The following is a 20,078-nucleotide window of genomic DNA, read 5'->3' on the forward strand; positions in this document are numbered from 1 at the left end:
AAGAGGAATTTGCGGCGGGTTTTACAGGCCGGCGAAGCTCTTGGCGACCTCTTCTTGCCAGACTGTGGACACTCCGCCATCCAGAAACAGGCTCTGCCCGTTGATGAACGAAGCGCGCGGGCTGCAGAGGAAGTCGAGGGCGTCGGCGCATTCCTCGGCCGTCCCGAGCCGGCCCAGCGGGACCAGCTTGCGGTAGGTCTCCATCAGCTTCTCGTTCTGCTCATAGAAAATGCGCGATTCGCGCTTCAGATAGGTCAGCGGCATGATCGCGTTGACGCGGATGCCGCGCCGGCCGAGCGTCGCGGCGTAATGCCGGACCATGGCGTTGAGGCCGCCCTTCACGACATGGTAGCCGACCGGCTGCGAACTGCCGACGAATTCGGCATAGACCGAGCTGACCACGCCGATGGCGCGGTCGCCATCGTCAGCGAAATGGCCGGAAAATCCCTCGATCAGGTCGCGCGAGGCGGTCAGGCCGACCTGGATTTCTCCGGCCCAGGGATCGCCCTGGCCGCGAAAGCGCTGGCTCAGGACGAGGTAGCGGACCGGGCCGTTGGCCTCGGCGATCTCACCCCAGAGCCCGGCAAAGCTCTCGCTGCGCTCGAGATCGGCGGAAAAATGCTTCAAGCCGGGCTGATCGGGAAAATCGGCCGGGCGCTGCCGCGACACGACGCTGACGGCGCAGCCGCGCGCCAGGAAGCGTTCGACGACCACGCGGCCGAGGCCGCGGGTGCCGCCGACCACGACGGCATGGCTGGTCATGCGGCAACGCCCTGCCGTGCGGCGACACGCCGGACGAGATCGGCCTGATAGGCCTCGGCCCCGGCGGCGTCGCTGTCCTCGGGCGCGAAGTCGGCGAACACGCTGGCGCCGGGGCGGAACGGGCCGTTGGTGATCTCGTGCACGATCAGCAGGTCGCTGCGGATGATCAGGGTGTGAAAGAATGCATTCGACATGCGATAGTAGAAGGGGCGCGCACCGCCCGGCGGCCCCAATTCGACGACACGCTCGATCTGGCCGTCATCGTCGAACACCACGATATCGACCTCGCCCTCGATGATGTGGAACGCCTCGCTCTTGCCCGGGTGCTTGTGCGGACGGATGTAGGAGCTGGAATCGATCGCGATGATCATTTCATGCAGGCTGTCATCGCCGTCCGGATGGGCGTTGATGCGGGCCCGCCGCTTCGGGCTGGCCTTCACCGCGGCCTTCAGGGTGTCGATCTCGGCCGCGCCCACCGATGAAATGGGGCCCTCGGCCAGGAATACCTCGGGTGATTTTTGAACGAGGCTCATGGAGCGAGGTCCTTCGTGATTGCGTTGTCGAGCGCGGCGTAGATCGAGCGGAATTCCACGCCCCGCGCAGCGAGGGGAGCGAGCTTCTCGCGCACCTTGCCTTCGATGTGAGGTGCCACGGCAAACAGGCAGGTGGTGATCTGCCCATCAGCCAGCAGGCGATCCGATCCTACCACGGGGACGGCGAAACCCGGTGGAAAAAAGCCCGCTTTGTCGGGGTCGTCATCGACGGCAAGCGCGAACATGTCGGCCACGCCGAAGGCGTTGGCGAACATGATGGCGTGATGTCCGATGCCGAACAGAGCGATTCGATCCCCGTCCGGCCCGGCGAGGGTCGTCAGTTTCCCGCGCAACCGCGCCCGGGTGGGAGCAAAATCGTCACGATAGGCTTGGAACAGGCTGGAAGATCCCCGCCGCGGTGAGACCGCTGCCGGAGGACTGCCCGCGGGGGTCAGGACGGCCGCCAGCGCATCCTCCAGGGCCCCCGGATAGCGTAGCAGGGCCAGCACGCGATAGCCGCTCTCCTCGGCCAGACGGCGCAGCGTTTCCTCGACGAAATAGCAGCTGTGCTCTTCCCATAGGAAACAGTAGTCGCGCGCCGCGAGGAATTTGCTGCTGTCGGGGACCTCGATCAGCAGAAGGCCTTGGGGCGAAAGCAGGGTCTTGAGAGCCTGCAAGGCATCGACAGGGGCTGACGTGTGCTCGATGAGATAGCGGCAGGAGACGATGTCGAATGTTCCGAGCGAGGCGGCTGGAGCTGCGAGATCCGCCGCGTTGAGGCGGGCCTGCCAGGTTTCAAGATAGGGATAGCGCCCTCCGCAACCCTTCTCCTCCAGATCGAGCGACTCGATCTGCAGACCTCGCCGAGCCAGGCGGGTGAGAAGCGGCTGCTCGAAGGGGCCTGTGCCCAGCGCGCGCCCCGCAAGGGGTCTGAACGAGACGAGTCGTTCGACCAACGCATCGAGGTGGCCTTCCGGTTCGCGATATCTGATCCACGGCACCGCCGGAGCAACGATCTCGGGAGGCGGAGACTCACGGAGCTGAACAAGTTGGCAAGCTTCGCATTCGACGACGTCGAGCGCCGACGAGTGATCGACGCGGCCGTCACGCGTGAAGCGGTTGCAGACGGGGAGGACGCCGAGCGTGAGAGGCTGCGTCGTGATCGGCTGGCCGCATAACCGGCAGCCGAACGAGGATCTGGTGGGCATTGGTTCGGCTGGACCGCGAAGGGATATTGCCATTCGGAAGGAGCCGCAATAGCAGTGCAGTTGCGAACAATACAACGTAAAATGTTCAGCTTGCAACAGATGCGCGAGGGGCCAACGGTCGCGGATGCCTGGCTCGCGGATGCTTAGCTATTGGCAAACTCCGTGCCGGAGCTTGCTATTGCGGTCGTTTTCTGGATACCAGATTCGGAATCGCGCCCGGATGTATTCATCGTCGAACTGGTCAGAAAGCTGCGAACCTTCCTGATCAATTTGCCTGGTCGTCACGGCGAGATGCTACATGCGATGCTCAGGGGCTCTTGGCGGCTGTTGCTCCGCCATGCGATTTGGGATTGGCAAGAGGGGGCACGTGCGTGAAAAACATGTTTCTGACGCTCCGGACGATCCTGCGGATCGTCTGTGTGAGCACGGTCTACTTCTGTATTTTTCTCGCGCTCGGCGCCGGATTCCTCTACTCCTTACTGGCGGGGCTGACGGCTTTCGTTTTCCTTGCGGTCGGACTGGGACGGATTGTGCTTGAGCAGCTGGCGCTGTGGTCCACAATTCTGTTCGTTGTCGATAAGTCGGGGTTGTTGCCGATCACCCAGTGGCTGCATGGGATCATTGCGATCATCAGTCGCGGGTTGACTTGACGGTCAGACCGAGATGCCGCCTACGCGTGTGGCTATGATTCGGGCGTCTTGGACGTCCTGCGTGATCGCCTTCCTCGATCTGGATTGTTCCCATGCATCCGTGGAACCGCGAATGGGTTTGAGGGGTTCAAGGAGGCGGAGGACGGTTGGCCGATGCAGCGTTTCAAGGCTTCACTAAGTGTGCTGAGTCCGATGCGCAGATCCGGTATGTTCCAGCCGCCGCCCAGGCAACGCGACCTGCTGGCCGGAATTGCACGCCTTCGAGAATTGACTTTGCTCCAGCCGCAGCGTGCGGCGCGCGCCCTCATCGCAGCGGCAGGCCGGATTCTGGGTTTGCTGCCGCCTCGCCTGGCCTTTTTGATCCTGCTGTTTTCGGAGATCGGGCAACTTCGCGGGCGGCGTCTGCTCGAAAGGGCCTATCAGGTCCATGTGGCTGCATTGCGGGCGAAGAATCCGGGCCAGCAATTCTCTGGACGGCTCGGGTGGTACTTTCCGGTCGAGGTCGCGGAACTTCTGCTTCGGATCGGTGCTGATCGCGAAGCCTATGATCTCATCGTTCAGGATGGGCTCGTCAAATATTCGCCCGCGCTGACCAACATGATGATCCGGTCGCTGTTCGAAGTCGGCGAGTTCGACAAGGCGCATTGGCTGGCATCGCGGCGGCCTCTGCGAGCGGAATCGGAAGCGGAGTGTCATCTCGCTTTCTTCAAGGGGGTGCTCGATATCATCGCGGGGGATGAGGCCGGCGCGATTGAAAGCATGTCGATTGCATGCCGCGGCTTCCCCGGCTACATGCGTCCGCATCAAAACATGGCTTCGCGCCCGGCGCTGAGTTACCAGCCCAACCCGCTCGACTTCGCCTGCGGTGCGGCGGGCAGGCTACATGATCTCTGTAATTTCGCCGGCCAGCGAGTCACTCACGTCGGCCGGGGTGATCTCGGGATTGGATTGTTCACTCGCGCGCTCGCCGCGCAGGAAGATTTGCGCGGCCAAGGATCCCCGGCCGTCTCGGCAGAGGTCAGCCATCTGCTTGGCAGGCTGAACATTCCCCTGGATCAATTGCGGATCCTACCCGAGGAGTGGTCGACCCAGATCGGTCATCTCGGGATGCTCGACATCCTGTTTCGAATGCGCGAGCTGGGGTGGTGGTCCGGAAAGCCACTGATGGTCGTGCGTTTGAACCTTGTCGCCAACAAGCCGTTCATCCGGCTGTTCGAGAGATTTGCCGATATCGTCGTCATCGGGGAGACGGTCTCCGAAGCCGTGGGCGAAGAATTGCTATCCCTGCAGCGCTGGTACGGCATGAACTTCAACGTCTTTCGGCTGCCGAACGGTGAGGTGGTGCCGTGGCAGGAGGCCGGCGCGCTTGCAATCACGCAGTGGGAGCTGGAAGGCCGGGGCCATCCGTTGCGAGACGAGTATGATCGGATCTATGGGGCAAAGCTGCAGGTGCAGCACGATTTCTGGCGGATGCGCAAAGCCTGGGGGATGAAGCCGGACGATTGGTATGTATGCCTGCATACGCGTGATGCTTCCCACTATTCAGAGACGGACGGCACCGGCCAGACCCATCGCAATTCGCCGATCGGAACGTATCTCGACGCAATCCGCGCGATCACGTCCAGGGGCGGCTGGGTCATCAGGCTCGGCGGTCCGAACTCGCCGGCGCTGCCATGCCTCGAGCGCGCGATCGACTATCCGCTCAGCCCATTCCGCTCCGAACTGATGGACATTTGTCTCATTCGGAACGCCCGGATGTTCATCGGCACCACCTCCGGGCTGACGAACGCCGCGATCAGTCTGGGCATTCCAACCGCGCTGCTGAACTGCATCACGACGGACCAGCAGTTGTGGAGCAGTGACGTCCGCTTCGCACTGAAGCCGGTGCGTCTTGCCAACGGAACCATCCTGACCCAGGCGCAGCTCACCTCCAGTCCGTGGCGCTGGCGCCTGTTCGATGCCGGTGTTCTGAGCCGCAGCGGAGCTCAGCCGCAGAACAACACGTCGGACGAGATCCAGGCCGTCGCAGAAGAAGTGCTCGATCTTGCCTCCCGATGCCCGAGGAGTCCCGAGCCACAACTTCTGGCGCGCTGGAAGAGACAGCTTTCAGTATCACACTATTATGGCGCGGGCAGCATCAGCGCCTACTACCTTGCCAAGTACGAGAATGAATTTCTGGCGCCGGACAAGGTCTCGAACTGACGGATTTCCGCGAGCGCTCTCGCATCGATATCTTCGATCCCTTGCGGAATCAGGCCGCGCGCTCTCATACAGACGCCGATATCGAGCTCTCAGGCCCACTCATGGTCGTAGCAAGGTGCTGGCCGTCGCGAGATGTCGATCACGTCGAACTCATTCGCCCCTCAGCAGGTCGCTCGCGTACTTCTCCAGAAAATACCGGCTTGGCCGCGAACTGCCGAAGAAGCCCGGCACCTGGACGTGAGGTTCCCAGCTGCCGTCCACGCCAGGAGCGGGTCCTTTCCGCAGGGGATCGGAGATTTCGAGCACCTCGCGCACGGTTTCCAGAATTTCGTCGGAACTGCTCTCGCTCACGACGAGCTCGGCGCGCGCCACGGATTCATGGGTCGGATAGGCCCAACGATACCGTTCCGAGGTCCATTCGCTCAATGACAGCATCCGGCCATCGGCCCTGTGCACGGGCTTCAGCGCAAAGCGGGTGTCCCTCGACCACAACAGCCCGATCGAACTCAACGCATTCACCATGGCGGTCGGAATGCCGAAGCTGCTTGCCACATAGGCAAAGCCGGAGGTGGTCCCGATGAACATGCGCGCACGGCGCATCAAATGAATGTCCATCTCCGGAAATGCATCGTCGCTGCGGGCATAGTCCACCACACGTTCCATTTGCGGGAACGGGGGCACCTTGCCACCGCCCATCCGGATAACCCAGCCGCCGCATCCGGTGATGTGACGGACCGCATCGAGATAGCTCGCCAGCGATGCGTTGCGGATGGATTCGCCGACCCCGTCGGTATCATTCCGGGTCTGGGCGTCCCGCACGTGCAGGCAGACGAACCAGTCGCCGTCCGCCATGCCCCATCTGCGACGGTAGTCCTGGTAGGTCAGCTCGATGCGGTTGTCGGCGAGCAGCCGGCGGTCGTAGATGTCGCGCAGCGGAAAGGTTCGCTGCCGGCTTTCCCACTGCTTGAGCGCCAGTGACCCCGCATCGTTCCAGTACACCGCACGTCCGTCCTCGAAGCGGAATGCCTGGTGGGAATCGCCGATGAAGGGCGTGAGGCTGGCGAGCTCGTGCCACACGCCGGTGCTGACGTTCTCGCCCAGCGTGAGCGTCGGACAGATGTCCGAGAACAGCGACAGGAACGGCTTGTTGGCTATCCGGTCCTTGTAGGCCAGCAGCAGCGGCTGGCCCTGCCACCACCCCATCTCGCGCATCATCAGATGAACGTTGAGGTGGCCATTATGGCCGATCAACGCGCTCCAGTCCGGAGAGAGCAGCTTGACGTCCGACAGATCGGTGTCGAGCTTCTTGAGAAGGGCCTTGAGCTGAGGGCTGGGAGCGGGAAGGTGGCGGCGCAGGCGCTTCTGTGTCTCCGTCAGCTTGGTGTAGACCTGGGGGACGTGGAACCCCTCGCCGCTGTGGTATGTCGTCAGCAGAAGGTTGCGATAGGCGTAGAACAGGTTGATCTCGGACAGCACCTTGCGCTGCGGATGGTCGGCGGGAAACCGTTCCCAATATTGGCCGCGGTCCTCGCGTGCGGCGAGGATATCGTCGTAGCGGGCAAGGTTCAGCTCAGTGACCAGGGTCTCGATCAGTTCCTTGTCGCAGAAATATTCGTGGACGTAACGGTCGAGAGGGGCCTCGAGCGGCACGGGATCGCCGTCTCTGCGAGCATCGTATTGTCGTCCTTCGAAGGACCTCTGTTCATAACGGAAGTTCCGATGCTCCAGCATGACGTTGATCAGTTCGGCAAACCGACGCAGGTCCCGGGGGCGAAGGGCGATCCAATCGATCGTGTGGGCCTGCGCCAGCAACTCCATGAAATAGCCGGACGTCAGCTTGTTCGTCAGCCTGCCAATCGCCTCCATGAACTCATCGTCAACCCGTCCCCAGTCGATGTTGGGAAACAGCTGGAGAGCATGCTTGTCCTTTTCGCACATCAGAAGGAAGAGGATCAGCTCATTGCAGTATTGATCCGAACGGGGACTGGCGAGCACCCATCCCATTTCCTTGTCCAGATCGGGTCCGCAGAAATAGCGAAACTGCCGGTCGAACTCATTTCGATGTGCATAGCGGTGAAAAACGAGTGCGACCATGAATGCCTGGCGGAACGGCAACAGCGCAAAGATCAGGTCCTTGAGGGATTCGGCCCGCTCGCCGACGACGTTCAGGTACCAGCTGATCGCCTTTACGCCACGCTCAGCCAGGCTCGATTTCAGTGATCGGATCATGCCCTGCCGGCGTGGCGCGGGTTGGCCGGCCGGATCTGGATGGATGGACTCGAAGGACATTCTGGAGCCCCATGCCCGACCGCGACGGCTGCGCAGCTCATGACTATACTGCTCTTCGAATATAGTTCTATTCAGCCGGCCGCAAGCCGTTGAGCGAGCGGCGCTCCGGAGGGGTGCGAGAGGCGGGCGGCATGTAGAACAGCCGACTGACCCGAGGTTGTGATCTCGGTTCGTTCGATGTCGTCGCTCTTGTCAACGAACTGGACGACAGATAGCCTTTGTCCGCATTTTCGTGCGTGATTGTCGATCTGGAGGTGTGACGCAGATCGTGGACCTTCGCAATGGCGAGGCCGCCACCCATGCGAGCCGATCGTAAGCGAAGGGGATGGCGAGGGCGCCTTGAAGACCGTCGACGTCCTGTAGACCACCAACGCGAGGCTGGTCCCGTTGTCAGCGCGTTGCGTGCCATCGGACGGCCGGTGAGGTCCGGGAAAAACTTGTGAATATCTCCGAATTTGTCGGCAGCCGGCGGCCTTACTGCTACGTCCTTTGGACGGATTCAGCTTTTCTGCCGAAGCTGTCCTGGAGCGCCCCGAGCCGATGAACTTTGTCCAGCCGAACCTTGCCCGCGACGAGGCCCGCGCGACGCCCCTCGGTTATCGCAAGGATATCGACGGCCTGCGCGCGGTCGCCGTGCTGCCCGTTCTGCTCTATCACGCATTTCCGACCACCGTTCCCGGCGGCTTCTACGGCGTCGACATCTTCTTCGTCATCTCCGGCTACCTGATCACCGGCATCATCCACAAGCAGATGCTGTCGGGCAGGTTCAGCGTCGCCGACTTCTATGCACGCCGCATCCGCCGCATCTTTCCCGCGCTGATCATCGTCGTGCTCGTCACCTTCCTGATCGCATGGTTCGTGCTGCCGCCACGTGAGATGAAGTCGCTCGGCACCAATATCGCGGGCGGCGCGATCTTCATCCAGAACTTCATCCTGCTCGGCCAGGTCGGCTATTTCGACCTCGCCGCGGACAAGAAGCCGCTGCTGCATCTCTGGTCGCTGGCGATCGAGGAGCAGTACTACGTGGCCTGGCCGCTGTTGCTGATGCTGATCGGCGCGTGGCGGCGCAGGAGCTTTGCGATCACAATGGCGCTCGCCGCGGCCTCGTTCGTCGCCTGCGTTGTCGTGCAGCCGCGGGCGCCCGATTACGCGTTCTATCTTCCGGTCACCCGCGCCTGGGAGCTGCTGGTCGGCTCGGCGCTCGCGTTGTGGGTCGGCGGCAGGGGCGCGGCCAATGCGCCGGGACCGGCGGTGCTCATCGGTCGCGAAATCGCCGCCTGGGCTGCGTTGCTGGCGATCGGCGCGGCGTTCTGGCTCTATGATCGCAAGCTGCCGCACCCCGGCTTCCTCACGCTGGTTCCGGTGCTGGCCGCCGCCGTGCTGATCGGGACCAGCGGCACACTCGTCCATCGCCTTGTGCTGGGCGCGGGCGCCAGCGTCTTCGTCGGCCTGATCAGCTATCCGCTCTATCTCTGGCACTATCCGCTGATGGCCTATGCGCGGACCCATTTCGTCGATGGGGTCGCACCTTCGGTGATGTGGGCCATCATGATCGCCAGCGTCGTGCTGGCCTGGCTGACCTATCGCTATATCGAGCGGCCGATCCGGTTCGGGCGGCGGCTGGTGCTGCTCAAGATTGGAGCTCTTGTGGGCGGCATGGCTGCGCTCGGATTGGTCGGACTGTCCGTCGATCGTACCAATGGCTTCCCCGGTCGGATCCCAGAGAGCATTCGCAGCTACATGCTGACCGGTGGGGAGACATCGATCCACTGGCGTCAGGGCAAGTGCCTGCTGCTACCAGACCAGAGCGCGGCCGATTTCGCCGCCGAATGCGCGGGGGAGGGGCGTCATCCGCTCGTGCTTGTTTGGGGTGATTCGTTCGGCGCGTCTCTCTATCCTGGGCTCAGATATCTTGGTGACGAGCGACGGTTCGACGTGGCGGAATACACCGCTTCTTCCTGTCCACCGCTGATTGGCTTTGTTCAGACGGACAGACCGGGCTGCAAGGGAGCGAATGATTTCGTCGCCGACCGGCTCGCTGAGCTCAAGCCCGAGCTGGTGCTTCTGTATTCCACCTGGAGTTATGGGCCAACTGAATCGGTTCGTGACGGGCTCCAACGAACGGTGTTGCGATTGAAAGCCGTCGGCGTTCCCAAGATCGTTCTGCTGGGGCCTCCGGCCTCTTGGTTAGGCGACGGCTTGCCGACCAATCTTCTTGAGTATTACTTCCGAACTCATGACCTGCTGCCGGCGCGGACGTGGTATCGCTCCAACGATAACTGGACACGCGCTCAGGAGGCGTTTCTCGAGAGCGAAGCAAAGACACTGGAGATCCAGTACGTCTCGACCCGCCAGATCATGTGCAACAATGACGGGTGTCTCGCCCGCATCGGGAAGGATGGATCAGAACTCACGAGCTATGACATCGGCCATCTGACTTATCCCGGCGCGATCTTCGTGGCCGGACGGGCGCTGGACGCTGTGCCCGGTTTTGAAAAATAGGCATGTTGGCCGATCGCCCGGGTCACTCGATGAATCGTCGGACAGAGGAAGCGGGTCTTCCAAGCGGGGATGTGGGCCAAGGCGAACCGGGCCGCGCCGGCCGGCGCTATCTGGGTTGCCTGCTCGGACTGACCGTCGCGATGCTGGGCGGCCTGTCGCTTTGGTTCGCCGTCAAGGGCGGCGACCATTTCAGCGCGATCAGCAGGCCGGGCGACGCCGCGTGGTATCGCGACTTCGGTGGCGACGGCGTCACCGAGATCCAGGACCAGGATCTGTTCTTCCACAATATCGGCCGCTCGATCGAGCATGCGCGGCAGGCGGACATCATCATCCTCGGCTCCTCGCTGGTGTCGTTCGCGATCGATGGCAACGTCATTCGCGACCGCCTCGAATGGACCTATGGCCTGAAATTCTACAACATGGCCTTCGTCGGTGTCGCCAGCGGCGAGTTCGCGCGGCAGGTCGCCCTCAAGCATCATCTTCATCCGCGCCTCTGGATCGTGAATGCCGATGACGGTGGCGGCGGCGGCAGCTTCTTCCACCGCAACCTGACCCGCTCCTTCGGTGCCGACGTCCGTCCGATCCCGAGTACGACGCTCAGCCGCTTCGGCGCACGTTACGAGGTGGTCCGGCGCAATCTGCGCTGGCGGTTCGAAGACGCGACGCGCGATGTCCGCCGCGCCTTTGCGGCGCCAAGGGCAAACGCGATTCCGGCGTTCGAGCGCGACGACCGGACCGGTGCGGCCGACATGCGCGGGTTTCCGCGTTTTCTCGCCGATGGAAATCCCGGCGTGAAGATGACGCGCGATCCGGACTGCCACGCCACGCCGGATCTCGTTGCCAATGCGCGCGATCTGGTGCAGTCGCTCGGAGCGCCCGTCGTGCTCACCCTGGTGCCGAATTTCCACGGCTGTCGGACTCAGGTGCGCGAAATCGCTGACGCCGTCGGCATCGAAACGGCGATGCCGGCGCGCACCGACTATTCGAGCTGGGACGGCGGTGGCCATCTCGATCGCAGGGGCGCCGGCGACTTCACCCGCGATCTTATCAGCGCTCTGGAGACGACCAGTGCGTTTCAACGGATGCGCGAGAATGACGATCGTCGGCAGCGTTGACCACCGAACCGACGGCAGCGTCTCGTCGCCGCAGGCGACCACGGCGCATGCGTTGAAGTACTGGCCAGACATCGACGGGCTGCGTGCGATCGCGGTGATCGTCGTGCTCATCTATCACGCCTTCCCGCAGCTGCTGCCCGGCGGCTTTGCCGGCGTCGACGTCTTCTTCGTGATCTCGGGCTATCTGATCACGGGCATGATCGACCAACAGCGCGCGGACAAGAGCTTCAGCTTCGCGACGTTCTACGCCCGCCGCATCCTGCGGATCTTCCCGGCCCTGATCACGGTGGTACTGGCGACCTTCCTGATCGCGTGGTTTGTGTTCCCGGTGGCCCAGATGGAAGCACTCGGGTCCAACATCACGGGTGCTGCAGCGTTCATTGAGAATTTCATGCTGCACGAGCAGATCGTCGGATATTTCGATCCGGGCGCCGAGCGTCTTCCGCTACTGCATCTTTGGTCGCTCGGCATCGAGGAGCAATACTACATCCTGTGGCCGGCTGCCTTCGTGCTGATCGCCCGCAGGCCGTCGCACAAGGTGGCCATCGTTGCAGCGCTGGGCCTTGGCTCGCTTGCGGTCTGCCTGGCGACCCCCGCCGAGCAGGCGGCCTGGGCCTTCTACGCGCCAACCACGCGAGGCTGGGAGCTGTTGGCCGGATCGCTCCTGGCGGTGTGGTTGCCGCAGCGTCCCATCCTTCGAACGACGGCGGCGAGCGGAAGCCTGCTCGCCGCGATCGCGGCGGCAGGTCTTTTCGCGGCATTCTTCAGCTTCAGCGCAGCCTCGCCCTGGCCGGGCGTCCGGACCATCATTGTCGTGATTTCCGCCATGCTCTTGATCGCAACCGGCGACACGCTGGTTCACCGGATGTTGCGCTGGCCTCCGCTGGTCTTCGTCGGTCTCATCAGCTACCCGCTCTATCTCTGGCACTATCCACTCCTCGTCTTCACCAGGCTGCATTTCGCCGGCGCGGCCCCGGAATGGGCGCTGTTCGCTGTGCTTGGGCTCAGCGCCGTGCTGGCCTGGGTCACGTGGCGTTCCATCGAGCGGCCGCTCAGGTTCGGAGCGGCCCCGGTCGCATGGCGGGTCGGGCCGTTGCTGGCCGCCATGACCATGGTGGGGGCGGTCGGCATCACTGCGACCACCACGCGCGGATTGCCGGTTCGGTTCGCCCCGGAGATCAGGGGATTCATGCTCTCGGGCAGCGAGACGACGTCGCACTGGCGCCGTGGCCGCTGTCTGCTGATCCTGCAACCCGCATCCGAGTTCGGCGCCGACTGCGCGGGGCAGGGAGGCCGGCCGCTGTTGCTGATCTGGGGCGACTCCTACGGGGCCGCGCTGTATCCGGGGCTGCTGCACTTCTCGCCGGAGCGCGGCTACGACGTCGCCCAGTACACGGCCTCCGCCTGCCCGCCGCTGATCGGCTACACGCTCGCAGCGCGCCCATTCTGCAAGAGCATCAACGTTGACGTCGTGCAGCGGATTGGTCGCTTGCGTCCCGATGTTGTCATCCTCGATGCGACGTGGGGCCACGGTGAAGCCGAGCTGCGCGAGGATCTACCGCGCACGGTCGAGCAGCTCCGGGCGCAAGGGGTCGGTCGTATCGTCGTGATGGGTCCGCCGCCCGGCTGGCAAGGCGTTGGTCTGTCGCACAACGTGCTGGAGTACTATCGGCAGACCGGGAAGATATTGCCGGAACGAACATGGTTTCGTTCCAACGATGAATGGACGCGCGGGCGCGACGCGCTGCTTCGCGCGCTCACCCGCGAGCTCGGGATCGATTACATCTCGGTGCGTGATGTCTTCTGCAACGACGAGGGATGTCTCAGCCGCATCGGCCCCGGCGGCTCTCAACTGACGGCATTTGATGCCGGGCATCTTACGGTGCCCGGTTCCATCTTCCTGGCGAGCGACACCCTCGACCGCCTGCTCGGTCCGTCCCGGCAGCGGTCTCGTTGAGCCGGCTATTCCGGGTCCGCCGGGATGCCGCGATAGGAGTGGATGATGAAGCGCTTTCCGGCGATGGAGTAGTCGCCGCAGTCACTGGCTTCAATGTCGAACTCTGCGACCAATTCGCGCCAGGCTCGGCGTTCGCCGGTGCTTGGAAGCGCGCGATTGGCATTCCAATCGTCGAACAGAAGCGCCGCCCCCGTCGAGACCATCCCGCGCTGGAACAGCGGCACCAGGGCGTCCATCGTCGACTGATAGAGATCGCCGTCGAAATGGATCAGCGCAAAACGCGTCTCCGGCGGCAGTGTCTTGACCGTGTCTGCAAACCAGCCGTCATAGATCTCGAAACGATGGGGCGGGATGATCCTGCCGATCCGCTCGCGCAGCTCCGGTGCGGCCAGCACTTTGCATCCGCCCTTCGCCCACGCCCCGGAGACCACATGGGGAGATGACAGGTCCACAGGAGACGTGATTTCCGGCAGTCCCTCGAAACTGTCGAACAATCTCAGAACGCGAAAGGGATTCTCGCCGGATGCGCTCTTGCTCAGCGGCTGACGTTGCAGGTCGAAGACCATCGATGTGGCAAGAGCCTTCGCGGTGAAGCCTCCCATGGTGCCGAACTCGGCGACGTCGCCATAGACGTGTGACCCATTGATGTACTGCACGGAAAGCGTCAGCATCTTTGCTATTTCCTGTGCCGCAACGATGAGAACGTCTTCGTAGGTATAGTAGGAGTCTGGCGAAGGAAGCTGGTGAAGCTTGTATCTCTCGAGTGCGATGTCCTGTATCGGCCGACCATCCTCGCTCGGAGCGGGGGCAGCGATCACAGGCGGGGACGACGTGTTCGTTCCAGGCTCCTGATGGGGGCCACCCGGCCAGGGCAATGGGGGCTCGGACATGATTGCGCGCTTGACCGAGCGCAGCCAGTAGAGCGCCGCCGGCGAGAGTGCATTTGCAAGCCCATTCTTCAACGGGGTAAGCATTCGAATATCTCCGACGCGGTGCAGCCCAGGCGCCATGCGACCTCGAAAGAAGCGGTCATCAAGACCGTTTCGGCCCGGCTATCCCGCTTAACGTTCCCGCGATGGCTGTGCAAGGAAAAGGTCGGTCGGCGACGCCGAGCAGTTCCGTGAAGGCGAGCGCATCATCTCCACGGGGAACAGCGTTGGACGTCGATCTATCAGCGGTCACGATCGGCTGCTACACGGTCCGAGCGTTGGACAACGTGTCGGAGACCTGCCACAACTTACAGGTTCTGTGCGTAGATGCTGGGGATGGCAGATGGGACTGGTCACGGCTGGGAAAGGTATCACCAACCAGATGTTACGCTCGGTTGGTTTGCAGTTGGTGCGAACTGAGACGATCGATCGGTTGGTGGCGGCTCAGCGCGCGGCAGCGTCCGCAGCGCCTCCTGCCCGGGGACCGGACCCGGTCCCCGCTGAGGTGCCGGCCGTTGCGGACCCTGTTGCCAAGCAGGTGGAGGCCGCTTTTCGGAGCAGCGTTGAAGCCAACAAGTTTCGCATGGTGCCACGCGATGGTGAGCCGGTAGAGACGGTCAGCCGGGCCTATCTCACGACGCTGCAGCGTGAATCGGCTGCGCTCCGGGTCCAGGGAGACGAGCTGGTGCAGCTACGCCGCACCGTCGAATTGCTGTCGGCCGGGGGAGCGGCCGTGCAGCAGTCACCGCCGCAGTCCGGACAGGAGGCGCCGGCGGGCGACGGCATCTATGTTCCGATCTACGATTTCGATGGACTGCGCAATGATCCCCACGTGATCCACAATCACGACTTCATGCGCGAGCCGCGCTTCGTTGCCGCCTACAAGCGCGCGGTGCAATCGACGGTCATCGACCATCGCTATTACTGGCGTGTTCACGTCGCGCTGTGGTGTGCCAGCCTCGCCCTGCGGCTCGAGGGGGACTTCGTCGAATGCGGTGTCTGGAAGGGTCTGTTGAGCACGGCCATCGCCTCCTATTTCGATTGGAACAGCGTCGGCAGGAAATTCTTCCTGTTCGATACGTTCCGAGGGGTCGACGAAACGCAGTTGGCGGACGAGGAGCTGATCAACATTCCGCATTTCCGGATCGGCTACGGGGAGGATATCTACGACCACGTCGTCAGGAACTTCGCGGAGTTCAAGGATGTCGTGATCACCCGCGGCAGCGTTCCGGAGACGCTGACCAGCGTCGACATCGGCAAGGTTGCCTACCTCTCGATCGACATGAACAATGCGGCCCCCGAGATCGCCGCCGCGAACTACTTCTGGGACAAGCTGTCGCCTGGCGCTCCGATCCTGCTCGATGATTACGGCTTTGTCCGCTACGAGGCCCAGAAGGCAGCGTTCGACGCCTTCGCGGCCGAGCGCGGCGTTGCGATCCTGGCACTGCCCACCGGACAGGGCCTGATGATCAAGCCTGACGCCTTATGAGAGGCGCGAGCGCATCCCAGCCCCTGCCTCCATTCCTGGTGCAAGCGGGCGGCCATGCGTCAATAGAGGCTGGCAGCCCGGCGTCCGTCGGCCAGCGCGTCGTGGACGTCTGCGGTCCGCTCCTTCGGCAGCTTGACGAAGAACGGGTCCGCCGGCCAGTGGTTCATGCCGGCGACCATGATCGTCATCTCCTCGTCGGGCATGCGGGGCATGAATACCAGATCAATCGCGGAGCGTGTCTTGTGCGACGGCGGGCTGCCGCGATGCATGAGGCGGGTTGCGTCGAACACCAGCAGATCACCGGTCTTGCCCAGAACCGTGTGCTCCCGGTAATTGGCGTCGCGATACTGGAAGGGACCGGTCTGCTCGTCGACATCGCAGAGATAGAGCACGCCGCGAATGACGCCGGCGGGACAGTGGTCGCTATGCCATTCCTGGGGGCCGACGCCCTCGGTCACATGCGGCTTCGAGCGCACCAGCCGGACATTGGCGACCTTGGCCGGGCAGCCGAGCACACCGCGGAAGAAGGAATCGAAATCGCCGCCGCTGAACAGCGCGTGCAGATAGTCGACGAGGGCGGCCGACGGCATCCCGGTCTGCAGATCCTGCGTGTAGGAGGCGACGCTGTTGCCGGCCCAGTCCCACGCCGAGTGGCGATTGCTGACGTCGCGATCGAAGCTCTCCGTTTCCCGGAACATGGTCGCCTTTTCCGGATTCGTGCTGATCACCGTGACGCCGTTCTGCTGGAACGCGACGATCTTGTCGGCGAGCTGGCTCGGCGTCTTGTGCGGATCGAACTTCGGCGCATGGGCCGTGCACAGCGGCGGGGCGCTGTTCGCGGCCGGGAGCAGCGTCAGCCGGCGCGGCTGCGCCGTGCCGTTCTTGTCTGCGGGGGCTGCGTCAGGACTGAGATGTCCATTCAGGCGGTCGAGCGTGTCGGCCCGCACCAGGCGGTAGCCGAGAGCGCCGAGCGCCTGGTTGACGCCGCCCTTGAGCCGCTGCTTGGCGGTGCTGATCATCGATCCCAAGGCCATGCTGTCCTCATGCTGCGTTCGGCTTGGTCGGCTGGAACGGGTCCAGGCCGCACGCCATTCGATAATACAGTTCGTATCGCGGATGATTGGCGACGAGGCCGCGGCTGTCGATCGCGTGATCGATGAGCGCCTCGAGCAGGAGACGGGCGCCCTTCGGCGGCAGATGCACCCCGTCGAAATCGAACTCCGGACGCAACAGATCGCCGTCCGTCAGGTCTGACCAGCGGTCGATCATGAACAGGTTCACCGAACGCACCTTCTGCGCCAGCTTCCAGTTGAACGCCTGGACCAGCTTGGTGCGCACCGACACCGGGCAGTCGTAGTTCTGCAGTTCGCGGATGCGCGCTTCCTGCCGGGTCGGAGGAACCACGCTCTGCACGTAGACGCGCTTGAAGCCGGCTTTGACCAGCTGATCGAGCCCGGCGACGAGCGGCCCGAGCCGGGCTTCGATCGCCTCGTCGATGAGATCCCACGGCACCAGCGGCTTGTCGAGCAGAGGCAGCGTCGTGGCGAACGGCGGAACGAAGTCGTGGGTGTCCTTGAGGAGTTGCAGGAGCGGACCGCGAACGTCGATCTCGCCGACGGTGATCATGATCAGCGGCGGCCGCACGGCCTGGCCGACCGCTTTGGCAATGGCGAAATCGACCTCGTCCATCGACAGATGCGTCGCGCGTCCGTTGCGCACCAGGCCTTCATATTCGAGGAAGGCGATGAAGTCGGGATGAAACTCGCCGGTGGCGGGATCGTAGAACTCCCGCGCCGTGGCGCCGGGGATGTACTTGGTGCGGGCCATCACCCAGGCGCCGGTCCAACGCTCGCGGAACACCATGTTCCGATACGGCAGGGAATGGCTGTCGCCGACGATATAGACCGGCAGAACCGCTTCGAGCTCGGTGTCCACGCTGATACTTCCCCTCACATCACAGGCTCGGCCGCAGCCGCCGCTCGTCCTCAGTTGTTACGGCTCGCGGCCAGTGCGCGGTAGAACTCGTCCTCGTCGCAGATGATCTGCGGCGCGGTCGGAGGAGCCGCCGGTTGCATTCGTTCGTCATCACGTGCGGATCGCACCTCTGCGCCAGCGTCCTCGCCGGTGAACTGCGCGAAGAACAGCTTCATCGCGCGCGCGACGCCCTCGGACGTGACCGAGCGCGCATCGTCGGCGAAATACGCTCCCGCGTTCTTCGCATTGGTGATGATCTCGTAGGATGCGAAGTAATGCACGTTGTCGTAGCGCCGGACCATCTCCTCCGCGGCGACGCGCAGCACGCTCTTGGAATAGGCCGTGGCCTGCAGCACGTGGCGCGGCTCCATGGTGGCCGCAAGCGGGACCGGCGAGACCGTCAGGATGATCTGCAGGCGCGGATTGGCTGCCGACATCAGGTTGATCGCCTCGGCAAGATAGCCGGTGGTCTCCATGACCGAGAGATTGTGGAACGCGTATTTGGCATCGTCGAAGTCGCCGGCGCTGCCGCACCCCGGACAGGTCGGATACACCGTGCCGTCGAGCTTGGACACCCAGCTCTCGGTCAGACCGAGCGTGAAGATGAAGATGTCGGTGGTTTCGAAGAGCCGCCGCACCGCCTGCAAATGCTGCTTCAGATCGACTTCGGCCTCGACCATCGAGACGTAGCCGCGCGGCGTGATGCGGGGGCGCAGCAGATCGAACACCCAGCCGTCGCTGTCGGTCCAGAACTGATCGGCCGGTTGGAAAGCTCCGAACGCCCGCTGCAGCAGTTGCAGCAGTTGCAAGGTGCTGTAGACGTTGCCGTAGCGCGCGGAGAACACGCCATAGCCGAAGCGCTCCTCCTGCTCGGGCGTGAGATGCGGCGGTGCGGGCTCGGTGACATGGTAATTGTAGCCCCGCTCCTTCAGGGCGCGCGAGATGTGCTGCGCGAAGCAACTGCCGGCCGAGGCGACGCGCTGATCTGGACCGAAGCGGAGCCGCGCGGTCAGATGAGGATCGAGATCGGATGGGCTGCGCTCGGCAACGGCCTGACGCCAGAAGCTGCTCGCGGGCAGCGTGGTGTAGGGACAACTCATGCATTCACCCTCTGACCGCACGGGGCCGCGACGCAATGAAAGCGAAGCGCATGCTGCTCAAGCCCTCGGCTTCATTCCGAGATAGGAATGAATGATGAACTTGGTACCCTGGATCGAGTAGTCGCCGGAATGGCTGGCGACGATATTGAAGCGGCTGACGAGGTCGGCCCAGGCCTTGCGCTCGCCGGCCTCGGGGTCGGCCTCGTTGCAGTTCCAGTCGTCGAAGCAGAGCACGGCGCCCTTCGAGATGAAGCCGCGTTCGAAGCACGGCACCAGCGCGTCCATGGTTGACGAATACAGGTCGCCGTCGAAATGGATCAGCGCAAAGCGCGTGTCGTCCGGGAGCAGCTTCACCGTGTCGGCGAACCAGCCCTCATAGATCTCGACCCGGCTGGGCGGGATGATGGCCTCGACCATGGTCCGCAGATCCGCGGCGCTGAGAATCCGGCAGCCGCCCTTCGACCAGGTGCCCGATTTCACGTGCTGCGACTCGAGGTCGACCTGCGCCGTGATTTCCGGCAGGCCCTCGAAGCTGTCGAACAGGCGCAGTTTGCGCAGCGGCTGGTTCGGCTGATAGCGCGGGTCGAACACCATCGCGTTCGCCAGGGTGCGTGCGGTGAAACCGCCCATGGTGCCGAATTCGGCGATATCGCCTTTGACGTCGGCGCTGTTGATGTACATCACGCTCAAGGTCAGCGTGCGCGCGATCTCCTTGGCGGGGAGGATAAGGACGTCGTCGATGTCGAAGAACAGGTACGGTGCGCTGATTTTGTGGGCGTCGAGCCGTTCCAGGGCTTCGGTCTGCCGCGTCCGCGGCTCCGACACCGCTTCGACGACCGGCGCGGGGGCCGGTTGAGGCTCGGGCTGGGGCTCTGGCTCCGGAGCAGCCTGCGGCCGTTCCGGGGGCGGCTGCCCCATCAGCGCGCGCTTGATCGAGCGCAGCTTGAACAGCGTCTGGGGGGGGAGGCCTTCGGCAATCGCCACCTTCAATGACTTGGTCATGACAGCCCCGTTCCCCGCCGTTCGCGATGTCCGCCGCCAATTTGTAGATACATTTTGCAAAGATCGCAAAAGCGGCATGCGGGCTCTGCACTCGTTTTGCGTGGGTGTCGGCCGGCGAGGCGCCGCTGATGGTCGAACCGGTCCGGCGTGCGCGTCAAAGACGAATTGGTCCGCATCTTCAGGTGCATCACCCCTGTCCAGTCCTGCCGGGAAAGATATTCTTCTTTCGTTTTATCGGAAAATATGGTTCTCTCGCGTCATCCCGCCTCATGCAGAGGGACGTACGCGTCGTCACGATACGTGGAGGTGGGCTGCGATGGACGTGACGGCTGCGCCAGACGAGCGCAATCGGCGCGGACGGCGAAG

15 protein-coding genes are annotated in these 20,078 nt (G+C 63.4%); 6 read left to right on the forward strand and 9 right to left on the reverse strand.

The genetic code is table 11. The annotated features are described in order from the left end of the window. Nucleotides 1–21 precede the first annotated feature (21 nt). From ACQR03_RS20735 to ACQR03_RS20745, 3 genes are read right to left on the reverse strand one after another with little or no spacing between them, the layout of a single operon-like run. Nucleotides 22–762, reverse strand: coding sequence for an SDR family NAD(P)-dependent oxidoreductase (locus ACQR03_RS20735; protein WP_315712830.1), 741 nt, complete (start codon nt 760–762; stop codon nt 22–24). Beyond that, nucleotides 759–1,295 (reverse strand): WbuC family cupin fold metalloprotein, encoded by a 537-nt coding sequence (locus ACQR03_RS20740; protein WP_434841821.1) that lies wholly within the window; start codon nt 1,293–1,295, stop codon nt 759–761. The genes ACQR03_RS20735 and ACQR03_RS20740 overlap by 4 nt, the downstream gene beginning before the upstream one ends. After that, a complete protein-coding gene (locus tag ACQR03_RS20745; RefSeq protein ID WP_315753253.1) occupies nt 1,292–2,503 on the reverse strand; it encodes a methyltransferase domain-containing protein in 1,212 nt (403 codons plus the stop codon). The genes ACQR03_RS20740 and ACQR03_RS20745 overlap by 4 nt, the downstream gene beginning before the upstream one ends. A 380-nt stretch (nt 2,504–2,883) precedes the next feature. On the opposite strand from ACQR03_RS20745, the gene ACQR03_RS20750 reads away from it, so the two are divergent. Together ACQR03_RS20750 and ACQR03_RS20755 are read left to right on the forward strand one after the other, a co-directional pair. Then, nucleotides 2,884–3,153, forward strand: coding sequence for a hypothetical protein (locus ACQR03_RS20750; RefSeq protein WP_315753252.1), 270 nt, complete (start codon nt 2,884–2,886; stop codon nt 3,151–3,153). Between the two features lie 153 nt (nt 3,154–3,306). Further along, a complete protein-coding gene (locus tag ACQR03_RS20755; protein ID WP_316172940.1) occupies nt 3,307–5,355 on the forward strand; it encodes a TIGR04372 family glycosyltransferase in 2,049 nt (682 codons plus the stop codon). A 150-nt stretch (nt 5,356–5,505) separates the two neighbouring features. Here the strand turns inward: ACQR03_RS20755 and ACQR03_RS20760 are convergent, their stop codons facing one another. Then, on the reverse strand, nt 5,506–7,644 hold the full coding sequence (locus ACQR03_RS20760) for a TIGR04372 family glycosyltransferase (protein WP_316172939.1): 2,139 nt from the start codon (nt 7,642–7,644) through the stop codon (nt 5,506–5,508). A gap of 540 nt (nt 7,645–8,184) precedes the next feature. On the opposite strand from ACQR03_RS20760, the gene ACQR03_RS20765 reads away from it, so the two are divergent. From ACQR03_RS20765 to ACQR03_RS20775, 3 genes are all read left to right on the forward strand, one after another. Further along, nucleotides 8,185–10,146, forward strand: a complete 1,962-nt coding sequence (locus ACQR03_RS20765; protein WP_315753246.1) for an acyltransferase family protein — start codon at nt 8,185–8,187, stop codon at nt 10,144–10,146. A 71-nt stretch (nt 10,147–10,217) separates the two neighbouring features. Next, nucleotides 10,218–11,261, forward strand: a complete 1,044-nt coding sequence (locus tag ACQR03_RS20770) for a hypothetical protein (RefSeq protein WP_315753244.1) — start codon at nt 10,218–10,220, stop codon at nt 11,259–11,261. Beyond that, entirely contained in the window at nt 11,239–13,218 is a 1,980-nt protein-coding gene (locus tag ACQR03_RS20775) for an acyltransferase family protein (protein ID WP_315753242.1), read from the forward strand. The genes ACQR03_RS20770 and ACQR03_RS20775 overlap by 23 nt, the downstream gene beginning before the upstream one ends. A gap of 5 nt (nt 13,219–13,223) precedes the next feature. Here the strand turns inward: ACQR03_RS20775 and ACQR03_RS20780 are convergent, their stop codons facing one another. Further along, the gene (locus ACQR03_RS20780) at nt 13,224–14,192 is read right to left on the reverse strand and encodes a TylF/MycF/NovP-related O-methyltransferase (RefSeq protein WP_315753240.1); all 969 of its coding nucleotides are present in this window, start codon (nt 14,190–14,192) and stop codon (nt 13,224–13,226) included. A gap of 538 nt (nt 14,193–14,730) precedes the next feature. On the opposite strand from ACQR03_RS20780, the gene ACQR03_RS20785 reads away from it, so the two are divergent. Then, nucleotides 14,731–15,636: a TylF/MycF/NovP-related O-methyltransferase gene (locus tag ACQR03_RS20785; protein WP_315753238.1), complete on the forward strand. Its 906-nt coding sequence runs from the start codon at nt 14,731–14,733 to the stop codon at nt 15,634–15,636. Nucleotides 15,637–15,695: 59 nt separating this feature from the next. Here the strand turns inward: ACQR03_RS20785 and ACQR03_RS20790 are convergent, their stop codons facing one another. Genes ACQR03_RS20790 through ACQR03_RS20805 form a run of 4 tightly spaced genes read right to left on the reverse strand, consistent with a single transcriptional unit; the run spans nt 15,696 to nt 19,712 of the window. Then, nucleotides 15,696–16,670, reverse strand: a complete 975-nt coding sequence (locus ACQR03_RS20790; protein WP_315753236.1) for a hypothetical protein — start codon at nt 16,668–16,670, stop codon at nt 15,696–15,698. Nucleotides 16,671–16,677: 7 nt separating this feature from the next. Next, nucleotides 16,678–17,571, reverse strand: a complete 894-nt coding sequence (locus tag ACQR03_RS20795; RefSeq protein WP_315753234.1) for a hypothetical protein — start codon at nt 17,569–17,571, stop codon at nt 16,678–16,680. A 50-nt stretch (nt 17,572–17,621) separates the two neighbouring features. Then, nucleotides 17,622–18,710: a GSCFA domain-containing protein gene (locus ACQR03_RS20800; RefSeq protein ID WP_315753233.1), complete on the reverse strand. Its 1,089-nt coding sequence runs from the start codon at nt 18,708–18,710 to the stop codon at nt 17,622–17,624. Nucleotides 18,711–18,767: 57 nt separating this feature from the next. Beyond that, complete coding sequence (locus tag ACQR03_RS20805; RefSeq protein ID WP_315712808.1) at nt 18,768–19,712, reverse strand: TylF/MycF/NovP-related O-methyltransferase; 945 nt, start codon at nt 19,710–19,712, stop codon at nt 18,768–18,770. Nucleotides 19,713–20,078 lie beyond the last annotated feature (366 nt).

The sequence above is a fragment of the Bradyrhizobium sp. HKCCYLS3070 genome (assembly GCF_051167575.1).
GTDB lineage: Bacteria > Pseudomonadota > Alphaproteobacteria > Rhizobiales > Xanthobacteraceae > Bradyrhizobium.